At 68.8% G+C, this 23,440-nt stretch carries 6 protein-coding genes; 2 read left to right on the top strand and 4 right to left on the bottom strand.

Translation table 11 applies throughout. The features are described from left to right. Window positions 1–358: 358 nt before the first annotated feature. From ACQPYS_RS14810 to ACQPYS_RS14795, 4 genes are all read right to left on the bottom strand, one after another. Window positions 359–18,556, bottom strand: a complete 18,198-nt coding sequence (locus ACQPYS_RS14810; RefSeq protein ID WP_433489878.1) for an amino acid adenylation domain-containing protein — start codon at window positions 18,554–18,556, stop codon at window positions 359–361. A gap of 936 nt (window positions 18,557–19,492) precedes the next feature. After that, window positions 19,493–19,819, bottom strand: coding sequence for a hypothetical protein (locus ACQPYS_RS14805; protein ID WP_063034549.1), 327 nt, complete (start codon window positions 19,817–19,819; stop codon window positions 19,493–19,495). Further along, window positions 19,812–20,111: a hypothetical protein gene (locus tag ACQPYS_RS14800; protein ID WP_157107084.1), complete on the bottom strand. Its 300-nt coding sequence runs from the start codon at window positions 20,109–20,111 to the stop codon at window positions 19,812–19,814. The genes ACQPYS_RS14805 and ACQPYS_RS14800 overlap by 8 nt, the downstream gene beginning before the upstream one ends. 108 nt (window positions 20,112–20,219) lie before the next feature. After that, entirely contained in the window at window positions 20,220–20,570 is a 351-nt protein-coding gene (locus tag ACQPYS_RS14795; protein ID WP_063034922.1) for a hypothetical protein, read from the bottom strand. Window positions 20,571–20,743: 173 nt separating this feature from the next. Here ACQPYS_RS14795 and ACQPYS_RS14790 point away from each other — a divergent pair, with 173 nt between their 5' ends. Beyond that, window positions 20,744–21,151: a Fur family transcriptional regulator gene (locus tag ACQPYS_RS14790; RefSeq protein WP_373861386.1), complete on the top strand. Its 408-nt coding sequence runs from the start codon at window positions 20,744–20,746 to the stop codon at window positions 21,149–21,151. Window positions 21,152–21,176: 25 nt separating this feature from the next. Next, window positions 21,177–23,357 carry a catalase/peroxidase HPI gene (katG, locus tag ACQPYS_RS14785; protein ID WP_433489877.1) on the top strand — a complete coding sequence of 727 codons (2,181 nt, stop codon included), beginning with the start codon at window positions 21,177–21,179 and terminating at the stop codon, window positions 23,355–23,357. Window positions 23,358–23,440 lie beyond the last annotated feature (83 nt).

The raw sequence follows: 23,440 nt of genomic DNA, 5'->3' as shown, positions 1-23,440 counted from the left end.
GGATTGCGGCGATGGTGCCGGCGGTCGCCGGCGCCCCACCGGGGAGTGGCGGGTGGTCTGCCCGTATCGGCCGGGCGGTGGCGTGGTTGCGCCGCCGGACCGATTTTGCGGTCGCGTCAGCCTGCGACATCGTCGTTGCCGCAGAGTTGCCGTTGACCGACCGAGACACGGAAAGTATTGTGCCACAATCGTTCTTCGGTCTCATGGGGAAGAATCACAACGATTGGTCTAGGCCGATGACCTGCTGTTCTGTGGACTATGGGCTGAACTGGCCGTATGCGGAGACGGCGACGCCTTTCTCCTGGCTGAAAATTCGCCAGAAAATTACCCTACGTAACGGTCGGTATTGTCTACGGGTTCACCCGTCCAACCGTTCGTCGAGGATCCTGGCGATCTGCTCGACCGCGGCCGGGTCGGTCATGGCGAGGTGGGGCGCATCGATATCGATATTCACGATCCGCCCGCCGACGACCGGCGCCCATCCCGCCCAGCCGGTGGCATCGGGCCGGCGGTCCACCGTCGCGGTGAAGTACAGCAGGTCACCGTCGAGAACTCGAGGCCGCCAGATACTCGCCGCCCGCATGGACTGGTTGTAGGCGTCGGTCATCCGCTGGATCATGCCGGCGTCGACCGGGAACCCTTCGCCGAGATGGCGCCTGATGAGATCGGCCGCCTCCTGCGCGGTCGCGTCCTGATCGACGAAATCGATACCCAGGACCGGGCCGAGATTGCTGATCAGTTCCCCGGCGGTGACCGTGACGACCTGGGCGGGATCGATATTGGCGGCTTCGGCGTCCAGCAGCGCCAGCAGCGCCACCTCCTCCCCCGCTGCCCGCATCTCGACGGCGATCGCGTACGCGATCTGACCGCCCAGCGACCAGCCGAGCAGATGGTAGGGGCCGTGCGGCTGCACGGTCCGGATCTCGGCGAAGTACCGGCGCGCCGTTTCCTCGATAGTGGCCGGCCCAGGGACCTCGCCGCCGATCTGGGGTGCCTGGATGCCGTAGATCGGCCGGCCGGGTGCCAGGTACTCGGCGAACGGACGGTAGCTCCAGGCCAGACCCGAGGCGGGATGGACACAGAACAGTGGCGGCCGGTCACCGTCGGCCCGGATCGGCAGCAGGACATCGAAACCGAAGGCGGCGGCCGGGTCGGTGTGGGTGTGCCCGGAGCGCATACCCGATTCGATACGTCTGGCCAGATCGGCCGGACTCGGATCGGACAGGATCCAGCTGACCGGCACGTCGTAGTCGAGTTCCTTCTTCAGCTCGCTGACCACCTGCACCGACCGTAGCGAGTTACCGCCGAGGGCGTAGAAATCGTCGTCCGCTCCGACGCGGTCCACGCCGAGCACGTGCCCGTAGGCGCGGACCACTTCGCTTTCCAGCCAGGACGCCGGTTCCCGGTATTCACCGACCGCGAACTCCGGTTCGGGCAGTCGCGCGCGGTCGAGTTTGCCCGAGGCCGTGAAAGGTACGGTGTCGAGCACCATGACGGTGCCGGGCACCATGTAGCCGGGCAGTTCGGTGCCGGCGTGGTCGAGGACCGCGGCGGTGTCGACAGTGGTGCCGGTCGTGGGAACGAGATAGGCGACGAGCTGGTCGCCGGTCGCGGCGGTATGCACCGTCACGATCGCGCGGGCGACGCTGTCGTGTTCGGCGAGTACTGCTTCGATTTCGCCGAGCTCGATACGCAGGCCGCGCAGTTTCACCTGGGAGTCGGTGCGGCCGAGATACTCCAGTTCTCCGTTGGGGAGGCGGCGCGCCAGGTCACCGGTGCGGTAGAGCCGCGCGCCCGCGGTGAAGGGGTCGGCGACGAATCGTTCCGCGGTGAGCCCGGGACGGTCCTGGTAGCCGCGGGCGACCTGGTTACCGGCCAGGTACAGGTCCCCGGCGACTCCGGGCGGTGCGGGTTGCAGCCGGCTGTCGAGGACGTAGGCACGGACGTTCCAGACCGGTGTGCCCATGGGTACGTTGCCGTGGTCGGCGTCGGTGACCAGGTGTTCGGTGGCGTGCAAGGTGAATTCGGTGGGCCCGTACAGGTTGTGCAGTTCGGTGCCGGGCATCACCCGGCGGGCGGCGGATACGACGTCCTGGCCGAATGCCTCACCACCGACGAGCAGCGCCCGCAGCGAGGTCAGCGACGCGGCGGGGGCCGTGTCGGCGAACACCGCCAGCATCGAGGGCACGAAGGAGGTGAGCGTGACCTGGTGGGCGGCGATGGTGTCGGCGAGGTAGGCGGGATCGGTGTGCCCGTCCGGTTCCGCGATGATCATCCGGGCGCCGGCCACCAGGGTGGCGAACAGTTCCCATACCGAGACGTCGAAAGTGGCGGGGGTCTTCTGCAGTACCACGTCGTCCGGTGTCAGGGAATGCGCTCCCTTGATCCAGTACAGCTGGTTGAGTACCGCACGGTGCGAGACCGCCACGCCTTTGGGGCGCCCGGTGGAGCCGGAGGTGAACAGGACGTAGGCGATGTTCTCCGGCCGCAGCGGGGTGCGGCGTTCGCGGTCGGTGACTGGTCCGTCGTCGAAGCCGGCGAGGTCGAGGTCGTCGAGGGTCGACAGTACGACGACGGGTTTCGCGGTGGCCAGCATGTAGTCGATGCGTTCGGCCGGGTGGTCGGGGTCGATCGGCACGTATCCGCCGCCGGCGGCGTGGACCGCGTACATCGCGGTGACCTGGTCCAGTGAGCGCGGCATCCGCAGCGCCACCAGGGTTTCGGGGCCGACACCGCGACTGATCAGCAGCCGGGCGAGGCGGTTGACGCGGGACGCGAACTGCGCGTAGGTGAGTGTCTCGCCGGCTGTGGTCACCGCGGGCAGATCGGCGTGTCTGCCTACCGAGGCGGTGAACGCGGAGGCGAGTGTTTCGTTCTGTGCGAGGTGGTAGGCGGTGGTGTTGCACCAGATCAGTTCGGCGTCGCGTTCGGTGGGGTCGAGCAGGTCGACGTCGTGGACGGGCCGGGCGGGGTCGGTGGCCATCGCGTCGAGGATGCGCAGCAGGCGGTCGACGACGGCGGTGGCGGTCGCTTTGTCGAACAGGTCGGTGGCGTAGGTGATTCCGCCGCTGATACCGGTCGGTGCGCCGGTGTCGTCATAGGTGTCGGAAACGGTGACCTGTAGATCGAACAGGGAGGTGCCGGTGTCGGCTTCGACGGCCGAGACCGACAGTCCGGGGAGTTCGAAGTCGGTGGTGGTGAGGTTCTGGAAGGCCAGCATCACCTGGAACAGTGGGTGGTGTGCGGGGGTGCGTACCGGGTTGAGTTCCTGGACGAGCCGTTCGAAGGGGACGTCGGCGTGCCCGAACGCGGCCAGGTCGGTGCCGCGGACGTGTTCGAGCAGTTGGGTGAATGTCATTCCGGGGGTGAGCCGGGTGCGTAGGACGAGGGTGTTGACGAACATGCCGACGAGGTCGTCGAGTTCGGGTTCGCCGCGGCCCGCGTACGGGGTGCCGATCGCGATGTCGTCGGTGTGCGCGAGCCGGGCCAGGGTGGCGGCCAGAGCCGCGTGGAACACCATGAACAATGTGGTGTTGTGGGCCCGGGCGACGCGTTCCAGTTTCGCGTGGAGTTCGGCGTCGAGTTCGATCGGCATGTTGGCGCCCGCGTAGGTCGGGGCGGGCGGGCGCGGCCGATCGGTGGGTAGTTCCAGCAGGGCAGGCAGGTCGGCGAGCTGCCCGGTCCAGTAGTCGATCTGGGCGCGCAGCAGTGAATCACTGTCGTGCTCGCTGCCCAGTACGGTGTGCTGCCAGATCGCGTAGTCGGCGTACTGCACGGCCAGAGGCGGCCAGGCCGGGGGTTCGTGGTGCAGGCGGGCCGAGTAGGCGGCCATCATGTCGCGGGCGAGCGGGCCCAATGACGATCCGTCACCGGATATGTGATGCAACACCACGGCCAGGATCCACTCGTCGTGGTCGAGCTCGTACAGCCGCACTCGGAACGGTATCTCGGTGGTGAGGTCGAACACCGCGGAGACGAAGGCGGAGAGCCGGTCCACCAGTTCGGATCGGTCGACGCGGGCGACGGCCATGGGCGGTACGGCGTCGGTGGCGGGCAGGACGACCTGCGCGGGTTCGCCGTCGTGGTGCGGGTAGACGGTGCGCAGCACTTCGTGACGGGTCATGACGTCGTCGACCGCGGCGTGCAGGGCGTCGATGTCGAGCTGCCCGGTGAGCCGGATGACAATCGGGATGCTGTAGGCGGCGGAGTCGGGTTCGAACCGGTTGAGGAACCACATCCGCTGCTGTGCGTAGGACAGCGGGACGTGTTCGGGGCGGGGCTGGGCGGTGAGCGAGATACGGCCGGTGTCGGCGTGCGATTCGGCGCGTACGGCGAGTTTCGCGACGGTGGGCGCTTCGAAGATCATCGCGACGGGCACGGACGCGTCGAGTGCGGCACCGATGCGGGCGGCGACGCGGGTGGCGATCAGGCTGTTGCCGCCCAGTTCGAAGAAGTCGTCGTCGGCGCCGACCGGCCCGTCGGTGCCGAGCACTTCGGCGTACACCCCGGCCACGATCTCCTCGACCGGTGAGGACGGCGCCCGGAACTGCCGGGCCTGCAGGACCGGCGCCGGGAGGGCTTTGCGGTCGAGTTTCCCGTTCGGTGACAGCGGTATCGCGTCGAGCACCATCACCGCGGCGGGCACCATATAGGACGGCAGTGCCGTGGCGGCCGCAGTGACTAGTTCCTCGCTGGAGATACTCGCGCCCGGCGCGGGCACCACATACGACACCAGCAGTACGGGGCCCGTACCGTCGCGGCGTGGCACGGTGATCGCGAACGATACATCCGCGCGGGCGCTGAGGACGGCGTCGATTTCGCCGAGTTCCACCCGGAAGCCGCGGACCTTGATCTGGAAGTCGTTGCGGCCGACGAATTCGAGGTCGCGGTCGGCGTTCCAGCGGACGACGTCGCCGGTGCGGTACATGCGTTGCCCGGGTTCGCCGTAGGGGCAGGCGATGAATCGGGCGGCGCTGGTCGCGGCCCGGTTGAGGTAGCCGCGGGCCAGGCCGGGGCCGGCCAGGTACAGTTCCGCGGGTACGCCGACCGGTACCGGTTGCAGCCGGGAGTCCAGGACCAGGGCTCGCATACCGGCGCGGGGGGCGCCGATCCGAACCCGGTCGCCGGGAAGCATATGGGGGGCGGCGGTGGCCACGACCGAGGTTTCGGTCGGCCCGTACAGGACCCGGAATTCGCGGGTGCCGGCGCGGTCGGTGCCGGCCCACCGGTTCACCAGCTCCGAGGGCACTTCCTCACCACCGGCCATGACGACCTGCAGGTCGTCGAGTCCGGTGGGGTCGACGGAGGCCAGCGCGACCGGTGTCACGAAGGCGTGGGTGATGCGCTGGGTGCGCAGCAGGTCGGCGAGTTCGCTGCCGCCGTACATTCCGGCCGGGGCCAGGACGAGGGTGGAGGCGCCGCCGGTGGCGAGCATGATCTCCAGCAGGGAGGCGTCGAAGGACGGGGAGGCGAAATGCAGGACGCGGGAGGTGTGACCGGTGCGGTGGGCGCTGTGCTGGGCGGCGAGGAAGTCGGCGATGGCGCGGTGCTCGACGGCGACGCCCTTGGGTACGCCGGTGGAGCCGGAGGTGAAGATGATGTAGGCGGTGTTTGTGGCCCGTAGCGGTGCGCGCCGGTCGTCGTCGGTGACGGGGTCGCCGGGCAGGGTGTCGATCTGCGCGGTGACGGTGTCGTCGTCGAGGACGAGCCAGTTCAGGGAGTCGGGGAGATCGGGGCGCGCCGCGGCGACCGTGACACCGAGTGCGGCGCCGGAGTCGGCCACCATCTGTTCGATGCGGCTCGCCGGATAGCGGGGGTCGACGGGCACGTAGGTGGCGCCGGATTTCACGACCGCCCACCACATGATCACCGAGGTCACGGACCGGGTGGCGGCGACGAGCACCGGGGTCTCCGGGGCGGCGCCGTGCCGGATGAGGGCGCGGGCCAGCCGGTTGGATCGGAGGTCGAGTTCGGTGTAGGTGAGTGCGGTGTCGTCGGCGACGAGGGCGAGACCGTCGCCGTTGTCGCGGACGGCGGCGGCGAATGCGTCCGGTAGCAGGGCGGGTGCGCCTTCGAGGCGCGGACCGACGCGGGAGACGAGCGCGGTGTGTTCGTCGGTGTCCAGCCAGTCGAGATCACCGACCGGTGTCGCCGGATCGTCGGCGAGGGCTTCCAGGACCCGGATCAGTCGTTGGGCGAACCCGGCGACCGTCGGTTCGTCGAACAGGTCACGGGCGAACATCAGCATGCCGGAGATACCCTGCGCCGCGCCGCCTCGGCCGTAGTTCTCGGAGACGACGAGTTGCAGGTCGAATTGGCACATGCCGGTGTCGACGTCGGCACGGGACACGGTGACGTCGGGCAGCACCACGTCGACCGACGACAGGTTCTGGAACGCCAGCGCGATCTGGAACAGCGGATGCCGGTCGGCGGTGCGTTCCGGTTTCAGCTCTTCCACGACCCGTTCGAACGGGACATCGGCGTGTTCGAAGGCCTGCAGGTCGGTTTCTTTCGTGCGTGTCAGCAGTTCGGTGAAGGGTTCGCCGGGGTGGATGGGGGTGCGCAGGACGAGGGTGTTGACGAACATGCCGACGAGGTCGTCGAGTCCGGGTTCGCCGCGGCCGGCGACGGGCGTGCCGATGACCACGTCGTCGCTGCCGCTCAGCCGGCTCAGTACTGTCGCGAGGGCCGCGTGCAGGACCATGAACAGGGAGGTGCCGCGGGAGCGGGCCAGTTCGGCGAGTTTGCTGTGCAGGTCGGCGCCGATATCGAGTGGGACGCGACCACCGGTCAGGGACGCGACGGCGGGGCGGGGCCGGTCGGCCGGGAGGTCGAGCCGGTCGGGTGCACCGGCCAGTGTGGTGCGCCAGTACTCCAGTTGGGCGGACATGAGCGAGTCGGGGTCCTGCGCGGAGCCCAGGGTGCGGCGCTGCCACAGCGCGAAGTCGGCGTACTGCACCGGCAGCGGTTCCCACAGCGGTGGATGTCCGGCGGTGCGGGCGGCGTAGGCGCGCATGACGTCGCGGGCCAGTGGGCCCATGGACTGGCCGTCGCCGGCGATATGGTGCACCACCAGGATCAGCAGGTATTCGGTGGTGTGACCGTCGGTGTCGAGAGCGAACAGTTCGACGCGCATCGGCACCTGCACGGTGACGTCGAAGCCGCGGCGCATGAATTCGGCGACCACGTCGGGGATCGCGGACGGTGCGACGTGCACGGGGTCCAGGGTGATCTCGGGTTCGTCGAGGATCACCTGTTCGGGTTCGCCGGCGGTCTCGGGGTAGATGGTGCGCAGTACTTCGTGGCGTCCGGCGACATCGCGCAGTGCGGTGGCGAGGGCCGCGGTGTCGAGGTCGCCGGTCAGTCGCAGCATGACCGGGATGTTGTAGGCGGCGGAGTCGGGTTCGAAACGGTTGAGGAACCACATCCGCTGCTGTGCCAGCGACAGCGGGACGGGGTCGGGGCGTACTCCGGCGGTGAGGGGTACCCGGTCGCCGCCGGTGAGGGTTTCGGCGTGCGCGGCGAGACCGGCGACGGTGGGTGTCTCGAACATGGACCGCACCGGGACCCGCACGTTCAGGGTGGCGCCGACGCGCGCCACGACCAGCGAGGCGCTGAGCGAGTCGCCGCCGAGTTCGAAGAAGTTGTCGTCGGCACCCACCCGGGTGATGCCGAGCACGTGACAGAAGGCTTCGGCGACCACGGATTCCACGGGTGTGGACGGTGCCCGGTACTCGCGGGTGGCGAATACCGGGTCCGGGAGCCGGGAGCGGTCCAGTTTTCCGCTGGAATTCAGTGGGAGTTCGTCGAGGACGAGGACCGCGGCGGGCACCATATAGGCGGGCAGGGCTTCGGTCAGGGCGGCGGTCAGTTCGGTACCGGAGACGGTGTGGCCGGGGGCGGGCACCACATAGGACACCAGGACCGCGGGCCGGTCTTCGGCGATGCGCGGCACGGTCACCGTGAACGCCACATCCGGGCGCGCGCCGAGGACGGCGTCGATCTCGCCCAGTTCGACCCGGTTACCGCGGATCTTGACCTGGAAGTCGTTGCGTCCCACGAATTCCAGGTCGTCGGTGTCGGTGCGGCGCACGATATCGCCGGTGCGGTACATGCGGTGTCCGGGTTCGCCGAACGGGCAGGCCACGAAGCGGGCGGCGCTGAGCCCGGCGCGGCCGATGTAGGCGTCGGCCAGACCGGCCCCGAAAAGGTACATCTCGCCCGCTACCCCGGCCGGTACCGGCCGCAGCCAGGTGTCGAGGACCACGGCTGCGACAGGGCCGACCGGGCCGCCGATGGTGATGGGTTCGCCGGGGGTGAGTGCGGCGTTGGCGGTTGCCCAGATCGTGGTCTCGCTGGGACCGTAGAGGTTGACCATGGCGCGGTCGGGCGCCCACCGCTCGACCAGTTCGGGGCCGACCGGTTCGCCGGCGCTGGCGAGCACCCGCAGTTCGCCGAGGCCCTCGTGCGGGAGGGTCGCCAGTGCGGAGGGGGTCAGCAGGGTGTGGGTGATGTGTTCGCGCCGGATCAGGGCGGCCAGTTCCGGGCCGCCGTACACATCCGGTGGCGCGATGACCAGCCGGCCGCCGGAGCCGTGCGCCATCAGTAGTTCGTACACCGAGGCGTCGAAATTGGGTGAGGCGACCTGCAGGACGGTGGCGGCGGGACCGACTCCGAGTATCCGGCGTTGCGCCGCCACCACATCGGGCAGGGCGCGGTGGGCCACCAGGACACCCTTGGGGGTTCCGGTGGATCCGGAGGTGTAGATCACGTAGGCCGGATGCGCCGGCCGGATCGGGCCGCCGCGGTCGGCGTCGGTGACCGGCGCGGACAGTGCCGGATCGCTGGCGGTGGCCGCGGTTTCGGTGTCCACGATCAGCCAGTCGACATTGTCGGGTAGGCGCGGCCGGGAGGCGGCGTCGGTGATACCCAGGGGGACGCCGGAGTCCGACAGCAGGAATTCGATGCGGTCGGCGGGCAGGTTCGGGTCCATCGGCAGGAACGCGGCCCCCGCCTTCGCCGCAGCCCACACGGTGACGATCGCGTCGAGGGATCGGGGCAGCGCGGCGGCGACCAGGGTGCCCGGGCGGCCGCCGCGGCTCAGCAGCAGCCGGGCGAGGCGGTTCGCGCGGGCGTCGAGCTGCCGGTAGGTCAGGGTGACCGGACCGGAGACGGCGGCGGTGGCGTCGGGGTCGGCGGCCACGGTCGCGGCGAGCAGGTCGCCGAGGGTGCTCGCGGTGAGGTGCCGGGTGCGGGGGGCGGGCAGGACCGGGTCCTGCCGGTCGGGCAGGGTGAGCTCGCCGAGCCGGGTGGCGGGGGTGTCGGCGATGCGGTGCAGCAGTTCGACGAAGCGGTCGAGGATGCTGTGTGCCTGTGCGGTGTCGAAGGCATCGTCGAGGAACCGCAGGGTGATGTGCAGGCCTTGCGCGGTCTCGTGCTCGGCCTGTTGCGGCGCGACGACCAGGCTCAGCGGGTACGGGGTGGCGTCGACGCCGGTGATCTCGTCCACGCGCAGGCCCGCGGAGTCGACGAGTTGCTGCAGGGCCGGGCGATCCACCGGGAAGGATTGGAAGGCGATCGCGGTGTCGAACAGTTCGGTCGTGCCGGCGCTGCGATGGATATCGGGCAGCCCGACGTAGTGGTGATCGAGCATACGGGCGTGCTGGTCCTGCAGCTGTGTCAGTAAGTCGCGCAGGGAGTTCGCCGGGTCGAGGCGGACCCGGACCGGGATCGTGTTGAGGAACATGCCGAGGGTCTGATCGACGCGGGGAAGTTCGGGTGGGCGGCCGGAGACCGCGGAACCGAAGATCACGTCGGTTTCGCCGGTGAGGGTGCGCAGGTTCAGCGCCCACGCGGCGGCGACCGCGGTGTTGACGGTGACGGCGGTGTCGGCGGCCACGGTGCGCAGGCTCGCGAAATGGTCGGCCGATAGTTCGGCGGTGACCTCGGCGGCGGTGGCGTCGGTCGGTCCGGTGCCGCGGGCGACGTGGGTGGGTGAATCCACGTCCGCGTAGGCCTGCGCCCAAGCGGCTTTGGAGGCGGTGAGGTCCTGGCGGGTGAGCCAGGTCAGGTAGTCGCGGTAGGAGGGGGCGGCGCCGGCGGCGCCGATGTGTTCGGGGGTGCCGTAGTAGTCGAGTAGTTCTCTGAGCAGCAGCGGCATCGACCAGCCGTCCAGGATCACATGATGGTTGGTGATCAGCAGCCGGGCCGCACCGGATTCGGCGCGGATGAGGGCGAACCGGATCAGCGGCGGGGCCGACAGGTCGAACCCGGCGGCCGCGTCGGCGGCGGCGATCCGGTCCCATTCGGCGGTGAGATCGTCACCACGGACGGCGAGATCGACCTCCTGGTACCGGACCTCGGCGTGGTCGAGCACGATCTGGCACGGTCCGCCGGCGGTTTCCACGAACGCGGCACGCAGGATGTCGTGCCGGTCGACCACCGCCTGCGCGGCCCGCCGCAGGCGTTCGCCGTCGACGCTGCCGGTGAAGCCGATCACCGTCTGCACGGTGTAGTTGTCGCCGGCGTCGGGATCGAAGGTGGAGTGGAAGTGGATCCCGGATTGCATCGGCGACAGCGGCCACACATCGGCCAGGGTGTCGTAGCGCTGTTCCAGTTGCTCGATATCGGGCCGGGTGAGGGTGACGAGTGGAAAGTCCGCCGGCCGGTAGGGGCGGTCCTCGATACGGTGGGCGCCGCGCGGCAGGTCCTCGGCGGTGACGGCGTCTGTTTCGTGACGGGCCGTCGCGGCGAGAGCGGCAACAGTTTTGCCTTCGAACACATCGCGCGGGGTGAGGGTCAGCCCGGCCGCGCGCGCCAGCGCCACCAGCCGCATCGAGACGATGCTGTCGCCGCCGAGGGCGAAGAAGTTGCTGTCGGCGGAAACGGTGTCGAGGTGCAGGACTTCGGTGAACAGTTGCGCGATGACCCGTTCGGTGGGCGTGGCGGGCGGGCGGCCGGGGGTTTCCTCGGCGCGGAAGGCGCGTTCGCGCAGCGCCCCGCGGTCGATTTTGCCGACCGGGGTCAGGGGCATGGTGTCGAGTTCCACGATCGCGGCGGGATTCATGTAGTGGGCGAGTGATCCGGCGAGGTCGTCGCGTAGTGCCGTCACATCCAGGGTGGTTCCCGGGGCCGGTACGACATAGGACACCAGGACCGGTTCTCCGGCCGGGCCGTCCTGGGCGACGGTGGCCGCCCGTGCCACGGCCGGGTGCCGGGTGAGGTGGGCGTCGACCTCGCCCGGCTCGATACGCAGGCCGTGGATCTTGACCTGCTGGTCGCCGCGGCCCAGGTATTCCAGTTCCGGGCCGGTGCGGCCGCGCACCCACCGCGCCGAGTCACCGGTGCGGTACATGCGGTCACCGCGGGGTGAGTACGGGTCCGCGACGAACCGGGAGGCGGTGGTGGCCGGGCGGTCGTAATAGCCGTGGGCCAGGCCGGGCCCGCCCAGATACAGTTCCCCGGCGACTCCGGCCGGTACCGGCCGCAACCACATATCGAGCACCGTGGCGGTCACGCCGCGGATCGGGCCGCCGATGGTGACCGGTTCGCCGGGGCGCAGCGCCTCGGATCCGGTGGCCCAGATGGTGCATTCGGTCGGTCCGTAGTGGTTCATGAGCCGGCGTCCGGGTGCCCACCGGTTCACCAGATCGGATCCGGTGGCCTCGCCGACGACCGCGATCGTGTCCAGCGCGGGCAGCCCGGCAGAATCCATGGTGCCCAGCACCGACGGGGTGATGATGGCGTGGGTGACCCGCTGCTCGCGCAAGAGGTCTTCGAGGTCGCTGCCGCCGTACACCTCTGGTGGCGCCACCAGTAGGCAGGCGCCGCTGCTGTGGGCCAGCAGCAGTTCCGAGACACAGGCATCGAAGCCCGGTGAGGCGACCTGCAGCACCACCGAATCGGTGGTCGCGGCGAACGCTTCGGCTTGGGCGGCAACGACATCGGCCAGGCCCCGGTGGGCGATGTGTACCGCTTTCGGTTTACCGGTCGACCCGGAGGTGTAGATGAGGTAGGCGGCGTTGCCGGGATGCAGGTGCGTGGGGGTGACCGGTTCGGCGACGGGATCGGGTGCGGTGGCGGGGTCGGCGATCAGCCAGTCCATCGTGGTCGGGAGATGTGGGATGACGGGGTCGACGGTGACGCCGAGCGTGCTGTGGGAATCGGCCAGCAGTTCCGCGAGGCGTTCGGGCGGGTTGGCGGGATCGAGGGGTACGAACGCCGCGCCGGTGCGGGCCACCGCCCAGATCGCGACCGCCAGTTCGGCGGAGCGCGGGAGGGCCAGCGCTACGAAGGTTTCGGGGGCGGCGCCGCGTTCGGTGAGCCGGCGGGCCAGGGCGTCGGCGCGCTGTTCCAGTTCGCGGTAGGTCAGGGTGATGTCGCCGGCGCGGACGGCAGTCGCGTCGGGGTAGCGGCGCGCGGTGGCCGACAGGATGTCGTGCAGGGTGCGTTCGCCGACCGGCGGCGCGCCGTGTACCGACTGCGGTTCCGCGCGTTCGGTGTCGCGGGCCGCGGATACGGCGGCGACGCGGCGACCCGGGTGGGTGACGATTTGGGTCAGCAGCAGTTCGAATCGTTCGAGCAGTGTGTCGGCGGTGCCGGTGTCGAAGCGGTCGGTGGCGAACCGCAACGTCACCGTGTAGGTGCTGTTCTCCTCGGTATCGGAGGCGTCCCGTGACGGCGGGGTCACCTGCAGACTCAGCGGATACGGGGTGGCGTCCCGGGCGTCGATATCGATGAGCCGGAGTCCGGCGGCACCGAGATCACGTGCCAGTCCTTCGCGGTCCAGCGGGTAGGACTCCAGCACGGTCACCGTATCGAACATGTCGGCGATGCCGGTGGCGCGTTGGAGTTCGGCCAGGCCGATGTGCCGGTGCCCGAGCATCGAGGCCTGCTCGGATTGGACGCGGGTGAGCAGGTCGGCGACGGTTTCGTGGGGGTCGGTGCGGACCCGCACCGGCAGGGTGTTGATGAACAGTCCCACCATGTATTCGACGCCTTGGATATGGGGCGGACGCTCCGAAACAGTGTTGCCGAACACGACATCGGGGCGGCCGGTGAGGGTCGTGAGCAGGAGCGCCCATGCCACCTGGATGGCGGTGTTCGCGGTGACCCCGTGGGTGCGGCCGAGGTCGAGGACCGCGGCGGTGGTCGCGGCGTCGAGCGCGCGGCCGGTTTCGCCGCTGTCCGCGCCGGCGGTGCGGTCGGCGCGGCCGGTGACGTGTGTCGGACTTTCCACGCCGGCGAGCATCCGCTGCCACGCCTCGGTCGCCGCGTCACTGTCCTGGGCGTGCAGCCACTGCAGGTAGTCCCGGTAGGAGCGGGGTGGGGCGAGTTCGGCCGTTTCGGTACCGGACGCGTACAGCGCGAGCAGTTCGTGGATCAGCAGCGGCATCGACCAGCCGTCGAGCACGAGGTGGTGGTTGGTGACCAGCAGTCGGTGTTCGTCGGTGCCGGTGCGCACCAGATGGAACCGCAGCAGCGGCGGACGAGCCGGGTCGAATGGTGCCGTGGCCGCCGTTGCGAGTTCCTGGAAGGCGCGGTCGTGTGCCTCGGTGTCGGGGAGGTCGGCGAGATCGGAGTACTGCCAGTCGGCCCGGGTGTCGCCGAGTACGAGCTGGCGGGGGCCGCCGGCGCTTTCGACGAACGCGGTGCGCAGGCTGTCGTGGCGGTCGACGAGGGACTGGGCGGCGCGGTGCATCCGGTCCGCGTCGACGTCCCCGGCGAAGGTGAGTGCCGCCTGCACCGTGTACCCATCGGTGGTGTCACGGTCGTAGATGGCATGGAACAGCAACCCGGCCTGCAGGGCGGTCAGCGGCCATACATCGGTCAGCGACGGATAGTCGCGCAGCCACTGATCGATCTCGTCCTGCGACACGGTGACCAGCGGGAAATCGGAAGGAGTGAAGCCGCCCGCGGATTCGGAGCGGATATGCCCGGCCAGGGCGCGTAGCGCCCGCACCCACAGGCCGGCGAGTTCGTCGACCTCCGCGGCGTCGAGCACCTGCGCGGCGAACTCCCAGGTCGCATCGAGTTCGAGGCCGTCGGGTCCGGGTTCGGCGATCGTGTTGATATCAAGCAGGGCGGGCAGCGCCATCCGGGGATCGCTTGTCGCGGTCAACGAGGTGAACTCACGGGTGGGTGTCCACGCCCCCGAGTGTTCGCGGACACCCACCCGCCCCAGATAGTTGAAACTGATCTGGGGGTCCGGTGAGTTCCCCAGCTCGGTGCTGCCCTGCGGATCGAGGCAGCGCAGCATGCCGTAGCCGATACCGTTGTCGGGCACCGCACGCAGCTGCTCTTTCACCTGCTCGACGGCGCGTCCCGCGGCCGCTCCGCCGGCGAACGCCTCTTCCGGGTCGATATCGCGCAATTCGAGCCGGATCGGGAACCGGGTGGTGAACCAGCCCACCGTGGCGCTGAGGTCGGCACCCGGCACCGCCTGCTCCTCGCGGCCGTGCCCTTCCAGCGAGATCAGTTCCGCGCCGGCGGCCATACCGCGGCGGCGCCGCCACTCGCCCAGCGCCAGCGCGAGTGCCGCCAGCAGCGGGTCGTTGGCGTTGCCGTGGTAGCGGGCCGGGACGGTGGTGAGCACCGCCTCGGTGATATCGGCGGGGATCCGGATCCGGACACGGCCCGCCGTCGCCACGACATCGCGTTGTGGGTCCAGACGGCGTGGTCCGAGCAGCCGGTCACCCCGTTCGTGGATACCGCGCCACAGGTCCAGTTCCGTCGCGCGCCGGGTGGCCGCCTGTTCGATCAGTCCGTGCGCCCAGCGTCGCACCGAGGTGCTGGGCGGCGGGAACTGTGGTTCGCCGCCTTCGGTGACTTGCGTCCAGGCCTGCGCGAGATCGGTGAGCAGCAGACGCCAGGACACCGCGTCGACGGCGAGATGGTGGATCACCAGCCACAGCAGGTCGGGGCCGGTGGTGTCCTGCAGCCGGACGGCCTGCAGCAGAACGCCGTCGGTGGGGTCCAGTCGGTCCGCGGCCGCCTGGAGGTGACCGTCGACCTCGGCGGCGTCCCGCCGGGTCAAGGTGACCGTGGTCAGCGCGGTGTCGGCGTCGACCGTCCCGCGGTCGAGGACGTCGACGAACCGGTCCACCGATTCGGCGCCGCGCAGGACAGCGCGCAGGATGTCGTGCCGGTCCAGTACGGCCTGCAGGGCCCGGACCAGATGCGCGTGTTCGACGCGGTCCGGGAGCTGCACGAGGGTGGCCTGCGCGAACCGGCTGTAGTGACCGCGGCCGAGCATGGCGTGCATGATCGGCGACAGCGGCATCGGCCCGACGCCGCCGCCGGGGAGTTCGGCCAGCCGCGGCGCGTCCCCGATGTCGGTCGCCACGGCGGCCAGCCCGGCGACAGTCTTGGCATCGAATACATCCTGGGTGGAGAAACTCAACCCGACTGCCTTGGCGCGCGCCACCAGCTGGATCGACAGGATGCTGTCACCGCCGAGCGCGAAGAAGCTGTCGTCGGCGCCGGCCCGCGCGACCCCGAGAATCTCGGTGAACAGGCCGGCCAGCAGATTCTCCCGGGGTGTCGCCGGGGAGCGTCCGGCCGGGGCGGTCCCGAAATCCGGTTCGGGGAGCGCTTTGCGATCCAGTTTGCCGAACGCGTTCACCGGCAGACTGTCCAGCGGCAGGATCACCGCGGGAACCATATGCGGGGGCAGGGTTTCGCGGGCGTAACGCTGCAGTGCGCCGGTGTCGATCCGGCGGCCGTGCACGGGAACGACATAGGTGGCGAGTACAGTCGCGTCGGTCTTGTTCCGCACCGGTACGGTGACCGACAGGTCCACGTCGGCGTGTCCGGTGAGCGCGGCGTCGATCTCCCCCGGTTCGATCCGGTAGCCGCGGATCTTGACCTGGAAATCGCTGCGGCCCATCAGTTCCAGCGTCATCTCGTCACCGGCACCGGACCAGCGCGCAAGGTCGCCGGTGCGATACATGCGGTCCCCTGGCTCGCTGTAGGGGTCGGCGACGAAACGGGCCGCGGTTTCACCGAAACGGTGACTGTAACCGCGCGCCAGACCCGGTCCGGCCAGATACAGTTCACCGGCGGTGCCTTTGGGGACCGGTTGCAGGGCACGGTCGAGCACCATGGCCGCGACACCGCGGATCGGGCCGCCGACGGTGAGATCGCGATCGGGTTCGATGGGCGCTCCGGCGGCGGTGATGGTGGTCTCGGTGGGGCCGTATTCGTTGTACATCGACCAGGACCCGGTCCACCGTTCGATGACGTGCGGCGGGCACACGTCGCCCCCGACCACCACGACACGCAGATCGGTGAGCGGCCCGGGGTCGACGGTTGCCAGCACGGCGGGGGTCAGCGTCAGGTGCGTGATCCGTTCTTCGGCGAGCAGCCGGGTCAGTGGTTCGCCGCCGATGACCTCCGGCGGCACGATCACCAGGGTGGCGCCGGAGGCGAAGCAGGTGAGGAACTGCTCCTGGGAGGCATCGAAACTGGGTGAGAGAGCGTAGGACACGCGCGCGGCCGCGTCGATACCGTAGGTGTCGCTGCGGTCGGTGACGAGGTTCGCCAGCCCGGTATGGGTGACCTGCACACCTTTCGGGAGTCCGGTGGACCCGGAGGTGTAGGTCAGATAGGCGAGGTCGGCGGGCCGCAGCGGGCGTATCCGGTCGGTATCGGTGACCGGATCGGACGGATAGGACTCGTATTCCCGCTGGAGGCCGGGATCGTCGAGCACGACCCGGCGCACCTGCTGCGGCAGCCGTTCGGTGTGGCCGGCGACGGTGATCGCGACGGAGGCGCCGCTGTCGGTCACCATGTGCTCGATTCGGGCGGGCGGATACTCGGGGTCGATCTGCACGATGGCGGCACCCGTTTTGGCGACCGCCCAGGCCGCGACCACCGATTCCACCGAGCGCCGCAGCAGGATCGCTACCGCGGTTTCCGGTCCGGCGCCCAACGCGATGAGATGGCGGGCCAGCCGGGAGGATCTGGTGTCCAGCTCGGCATAGGTCACGGTGCGGCCGGGCGTGGAGATCGCGCTGCCGGAACCGTGGCGGCGGGCGGTCTCGGCCAGGATGTCGGGTAACAGCCGGGTGCCGGTGCCGTGTGGACCCCGCACGGGCAGCAGCGCGGCCCGCTCCCGCGCTTCGAGCAGCGGTAGCGCGCCGACAGCGTTCGCTGTTCCGCCGGCGAGGAACTCGTGCAGGAACATGAGGAAACGCCGGTGGTGCCCGGCGAGTTCGGCGGCACTGTAGACATTCGGGTTGCCCTGGAAATCGATATGGGTGCTGTCGCGGCCCGCCCCCGGATAGATATTGACGAACAGGTCGGCGGTCGGGCCGGAGGTGAGCACGTGGAGCCGGCCGGTCGTCTCCCCCAGCACGATCTCGTTGTCCACCATCATGAGGTTCACGGCCGGGCCGAACGAGGCCGCCTCGTCCCGGGCAATCCCCATATCGTGGAAGATGTCCTCCTGTCGGTAGCGTTGCCGGCGCAGCGCGCTGGTCAGTTCGCTCTGGGTCGCCGCGATCAGTTCCCCGACCGTGCGGTCGGCGATCTGCACACGCAGCGGCACCACATTGGCGACCATGCCGCCCGAACGGCGCAGCACCGCCGAATGCCGGCCCGACACCGGCAGACTCAACAGGACCTCGTCGCTTCCGGTCATCCGGCCCAGGTAGGCGGCGAACGCCGCGACGATGATCGGAGTGACGCTGGTGCCGCGTTCGGCGACCACACTGTCGAGCAGGTGTGCGGTGTCCTCGGGTAGGGACACACTCACCAGTTCCGGGTGGATGGTGGGTTTGCTGACGCGTCCGGCCAGGCTGACTACGGGTGGTGCGCCCGCGAGGTGTTCGGTCCAGTACTTGCGGTCGTTGTCGAAGCGTTCCGATCCCCGATAGGCGAGGTCTTGTTCGATGATCTCGCCCAGATATTTCGCGGTGGCCGGGGGCGCGTCCGCGCCCCGCACCCACGCGTTGTACAGCTCGGTGATGCGGTGCACCATGGTTACCGCGGCGAACCCGTCCAGGGCGATATGGTGCGCACGCTGATACCACAGGTAGTGGTTGTCGCCCACCTGGTACACGATGCACTTCATGAGGTAGTCGCCGAGCAGGTCCAGTGGCGCCGAATAGTCCTCCACCATGAGACGGTGCGCGGTCGCCACCGGATCGGTACGGCGCCGCAGATCCACCACCGTGGCCGGTGATCCGGCGGTCTGGTCGACGTACTGGCACGGTTCGCCGTCGACCTCGACGAGATGCAGATGCCCGGGACCGAATTCGCGATCGGCGGCCTGGCAGGCCTCCAGAAGCAGCTCCGGCTGAAGTTCACCCACGATCTCGACGTACTGGGCCACCGAGATCGGTGACGAACCCGCGAGATGCTGTGCGAACCAGATCCCTCGCTGGGCGGCCGACAGCGGCAGGACATCGTGGCGGGGCGGGCCGGTGAATGTGACGGCGCCAGGCCGCGCACCCGAACCGTTACCCGACGCCGTCTGGCCTGTGGTCGTGGACGAGCCGATCTCCGCTGAATCCGATCGGCCCCGGCCGTCTATGTTGCGCTTGGACTGGGTCACCTGTCCTCCATTTTCCCGGCATCGGGGGGAAACCGGCCGATTGAGCCGGTTCACTGCTCCTGAAATGCGCAGGGGATATCATTGGAACAACAATTCATGTCGTCGAATCGAGACTTTTGCCCATCAGCGATGATGGACGGCGATCCCATCGGGGCGCCGAATTCGATCCCGAAAGGAAATAAAGCGAGTTGATCTATACCCGTTGGTTATAAAAATCGGGGCTCATCCACCGGTCGGCCGTATCTGCCCGAAATCCGCTGGAAAGCACCGTGTTCTGGGCCGTTCTTCGACGGGCCGGGTGGCTGAGCAACCGCCACCCGGCGGGCCCGCCGGGTGCAGAGTCCGCACTGTGTGTGCACGCATCGATACCGTCCCAGGGTTGGGATACATGCAGGTCACGGATGTGGCTCGGAGTCATGTCGGGGCCGTCGAGCGGGAAGTTGACATTGTCGGTATTCATAGGCTGCACCAAATCGCCTTCTGGCCGTGGCTTAACCTTTGCGCCTGTTGTCCCGGTCGATTCTCCGCAACCCCGACAATCGGGAGAATCCTTTGCCATGCCGATCTGCCCGCAATTCGGGCATAGGACCGGCAGTCGTCGAAGTGGATTCTCGATAATCTCGACGACCAGCTTCGGAACGCCATAATAAGCGAGTTCGAGTGAGCTCCGCAAATGTCGGTTCCGGAAGCGTGCGGAAGGCCGCTCCGAAGGGGGCGACAGGCAAAAAGATACTTCGGCGTGCTAAGTGATTCGGCGGGTGGTCCGAAATCGGACGGTTCGTCCGGATCGGTAGGAGGCGGCCGGGAATGGCGCCGCTCCGCCGGGCGGCCAGGGAGGCATCGGAGGGGCGGGCGAGGGCGCGCACGAGAGTCCGGTGGGCCGGGCGACAGGACGTGCGAGATCGCCGCACGCCTACCGGTGGCGGCGGGTGGGGTTCAGGCGGTGGGCCGGAGGCTGGACAGCACCCGGATGGCGTCCGACAACGGGATCATGCGCTCCGGCTGTTCGCTGGACAGGCCCAGTTCGATGTACTGGCGGATCAGCATCGACGGGGTGAGGCAGTGCGCCGCGGCGACCTCGCGTATGCGCTCGCGCATATCCTGCGGGAGTTTGAGCGAGGTCGTGACCATCCCGCGTTCGACCTCGTCGGTGGTCGGCGGGAGCGGCGGCACCTGCGCGGCGTCGTCGAAGGCCAGCCCGTCGAGGAACTGTTCGGCTTCGGCGGCGCTACGCGGAAAGCCGGGGTCGTGTTCGTTATTCATCTCGGGTCGCCTCCCATGCGGTGAATTCGGCGAGCTGACGGCCCCCCATGGGTGCCGCCATGAGGATCTGCCACCGGTCGGGGTGTGAACGCGGTCGCAGGACCACCACCAGTGGCCGCCCGTCCTCGGTACGGCCCCATACGGTGAGCACCGCCAGTCCCTGAGCGGTGGTCGCCGGACGCGACCACCGCCGCGGCGAGTACAGCACCTCCACCACTTCCCAGGCCGCGACCTCGAAGTGCCGAAGGAACGGTTCGCTGGACGCGTGCCATTCGTACTCCACGACTGCCACGATAATACCTCGGTATTACCGCGGTGACGGCGCGATCCCACCGGGCGGGGTGGGCGCCCGCCGGGCCCGGGTGGTTTTCGCCGGCGGATGCGGGCCGTCCGGGTGGCGTCAGCGCCAGTGGGCGGCGTCGGGAACCCCGGTGGCGAAGATGCTGTAGAAGAACTGGCCGGGGGCGAGTTCGTTCATATCGTGCCAGGCGCCGGAGGGGTCGCGCTGGTAGTAGTCCGCGACCCCGGTCCCGTTGTCGTAGCAGACGATTCCGGTACTGCCGAACGGGCTCCAGTACACCGCGGCTCCCGGCCTCGGTGCTTCCAGCGGGGTCCGGAACAGATGGTCGCAGTGGCTGATCTCGGGGTCGTAGTAGGTGGGTTGCGCGGCGGCTGTCGCCGCTGTGCCGGCGCAGCCGAAGGCGGCCGTACCGATTGCGGCGATAACCCTGCGGCGGACCGTGGAACGCATATATCCTCCGGGCGGATCGGCGTTGTTCGCGAAGTGTGGGGGCATCGTATCCCGGGTCACCTGGAAAGACCTGGGCTTACCAGGAGCTCAAATCTTGATTAGAACTAATACTTGATTGATTCAAGAAAAACGGTAAGCTCCGAATCGTGACCACGACCGCGGAGTTCGAGAACATGTTGCGCGAGGCCGCGCTCCGTGTGACCGCACCCCGTCTGGCGGTGCTGAGCGTGGTACACGAGAGCCCGCACTCCGATACCGACTCGATCATCGGCCGGGTGCGCGAATCCCTCGGCGCGGTGTCACACCAGGCCGTGTACGACGTACTGCGCGCGCTCACCTCCGCCGGCCTGCTGCGCCGCATCCAGCCCACCGGGTCGGTGGCCCGGTACGAGACCCGGGTCGCCGACAACCACCACCATCTCGTGTGCCGGAGCTGCGGCGCGATCGCCGACGTCGACTGCGCCACCGGCCCCGCCCCATGCCTGACCGCCGCCGACGACCACGGTTTCACCATCGAGGAGGCCGAAGTCGTCTACTGGGGCCTGTGCCCCGACTGTTCCGTATCGCCCAGCCCGAAATGACCCCTGTTTCATTGGAAGGAACGCAGTGTCCGACAGCACCACAGGCCAGTGCCCGTTCACGGCCAAACACCCGACCACGGGTGCCGGCAACCGTGACTGGTGGCCGAACCAGCTCAACCTGAAAATACTGCGCAAGAACGCGCCCGCCTCGGATCCGATGGAACCCGACTTCGACTACGCGCGGGAGTTCCAGACCCTCGACCTGAACGAGGTCCGCCGCGATATCACCGAGATCCTGACCAACTCCCAGGACTGGTGGCCCGCCGACTTCGGTCACTACGGCCCGCTGATGGTCCGGATGGCCTGGCACAGCGCCGGCACCTACCGCACCATCGACGGCCGCGGCGGCGGTGGTGGCGGGATGCAGCGTTTCGCGCCGCTGAACAGCTGGCCCGACAACGGCAACCTGGACAAGGCCCGCCGGCTGCTGTGGCCGGTCAAGAAGAAGTACGGCAAGAAGCTGTCCTGGGCCGACCTCATGATATTCGCCGGTAACGTCGCCCTGGAGTCCATGGGATTCCAGACCTTCGGCTTCGCCGGCGGGCGCGCCGATCTATGGGAACCGGACGAGGACGTCTACTGGGGTCCGGAATCGGTATGGCTCGAAGACGAGCGCTACAGCGGTGACCGCGATCTGGAGAGCCCGCTGGGTGCGGTCCAGATGGGCCTGATCTATGTGAACCCCGAAGGCCCGAACGGTAATCCGGACCCGCTGGCCTCGGCCGTGGACATCAAGGAAACCTTCGGCCGGATGGCAATGGACCACGAGGAGACCGTCGCGCTGATCGCCGGCGGCCACACCTTCGGCAAGACCCACGGCGCCGGCGATGCCGCGCTGGTCGGCGCCGAACCCGAGGGCGGGCTCATCGAGCAGCAGGGTCTGGGCTGGAAGAGCACCCACGGCACCGGTAAGGCCGGCGACGCGATCACCAGTGGTCTGGAGGTCACCTGGACCACCAAGCCGACCCAGTGGACCAACGAGTTCTTCGAGATCCTGTTCGGTTACGAATGGGAACTCACCCAGAGCCCGGCCGGCGCCAACCAGTGGGTGGCCAAGGACGCCGACGCGATCATCCCGGACGCGCATTCGGATACCCGCAAGAAGCCGACGATGCTGACCACCGATCTGGCCCTGCGCTTCGATCCCGAGTTCGAGGTCATCTCGCGGCGCTTCCTGGAGAACCCGGATCAGTTCGCGGACGCCTTCGCCCGCGCCTGGTACAAGCTGACCCACCGCGATATGGGCCCGGTCGAGCGGTACCTCGGCGCGGAGGTGCCCGCCGAGGTGCTGCTCTGGCAGGACCCGATCCCGGCCGTGGATTTCGAGGTGATCGACGAGGCCGATATCGCCGCCCTCAAGGAGCAGGTGCTGGCCGCGGGCCTGACCGTGCCGCAGCTGGTGTCCACGGCGTGGGCGTCGGCGTCGACGTTCCGGTCCAGTGACAAGCGCGGCGGCGCCAACGGCGCCCGGATTCGGCTGGAACCGCAGAAGAGCTGGGATATCAACGAACCCGAGCAGCTGGCGACCGTGCTGAACGCGCTGGAGAAGATCCAGGAATCGTTCAACGGTGCCCAGACCGGCGGCAAGAAGGTATCGCTGGCCGATCTGATCGTGATCGCCGGTGCCGCCGGTGTGGAGCAGGCCGCGAAGGCGGCGGGCGTGCAGGTCACCGTGCCGGTTGCGCCGGGCCGTAACGACGCGCTGCAGGAGCAGACCGATGTCGATTCCTTCGGTGTGCTCGAACCGCGCGCCGAAGGATTCCGTAACTACATCGGCAAGGGCCACCGGTTGCCGTCGGAGCATCTGCTGATCGACCGCGCGAACCTGCTCGATCTGACCGCGCCGGAGATGACCGTACTCATCGGTGGTCTGCGGGTGCTGGGCGCGAACTACCGGCAGTCGCAGCAGGGTGTGTTCACCGAGAACGTCGGGACGCTGACCAACGACTTCTTCGTGAACCTGCTCGATATGGGTATCGAGTGGAAGCCGACCGACGAATCCCAGGAGACCTTCGAGGCCCGCGATACCGCGACCGGCGAGGTCAAGTGGACGGGTACCCGCTACGACCTGCTGTTCGGTTCGAACTCCGAGCTGCGCGCGGTGGCCGAGGTATACGCGGCCGACGACGCGAAGGAGAAGTTCGTACGCGACTTCGTCTCCGCCTGGAACAAGGTCATGAACGCGGATCGGTTCGATCTGGCCTGATCCGGCCGGTGTGACCGCACCGCGGTCGCGGATCGCCCGGGAGTCTTCGGATTCCCGGGCGATCCGTCGTTTCCTGGGTGAGT

The sequence above is a fragment of the Nocardia grenadensis genome (assembly GCF_050942415.1).
GTDB lineage: Bacteria > Actinomycetota > Actinomycetes > Mycobacteriales > Mycobacteriaceae > Nocardia > Nocardia grenadensis.
Note: the sequence above shows the minus strand (reverse complement) of the source record. Positions and strands in the feature narration are given on the sequence as shown.

Coding starts and splice junctions, on each gene's coding strand:
- ACQPYS_RS14805 (WP_063034549.1), bottom strand. CDS start 19,819: ATGAATAACGAACACGACCCCGGCTTTCCGCGTAGCGCCGCCGAAGCC.
- ACQPYS_RS14795 (WP_063034922.1), bottom strand. CDS start 20,570: ATGCGTTCCACGGTCCGCCGCAGGGTTATCGCCGCAATCGGTACGGCC.
- ACQPYS_RS14790 (WP_373861386.1), top strand. CDS start 20,744: ATGTTGCGCGAGGCCGCGCTCCGTGTGACCGCACCCCGTCTGGCGGTG.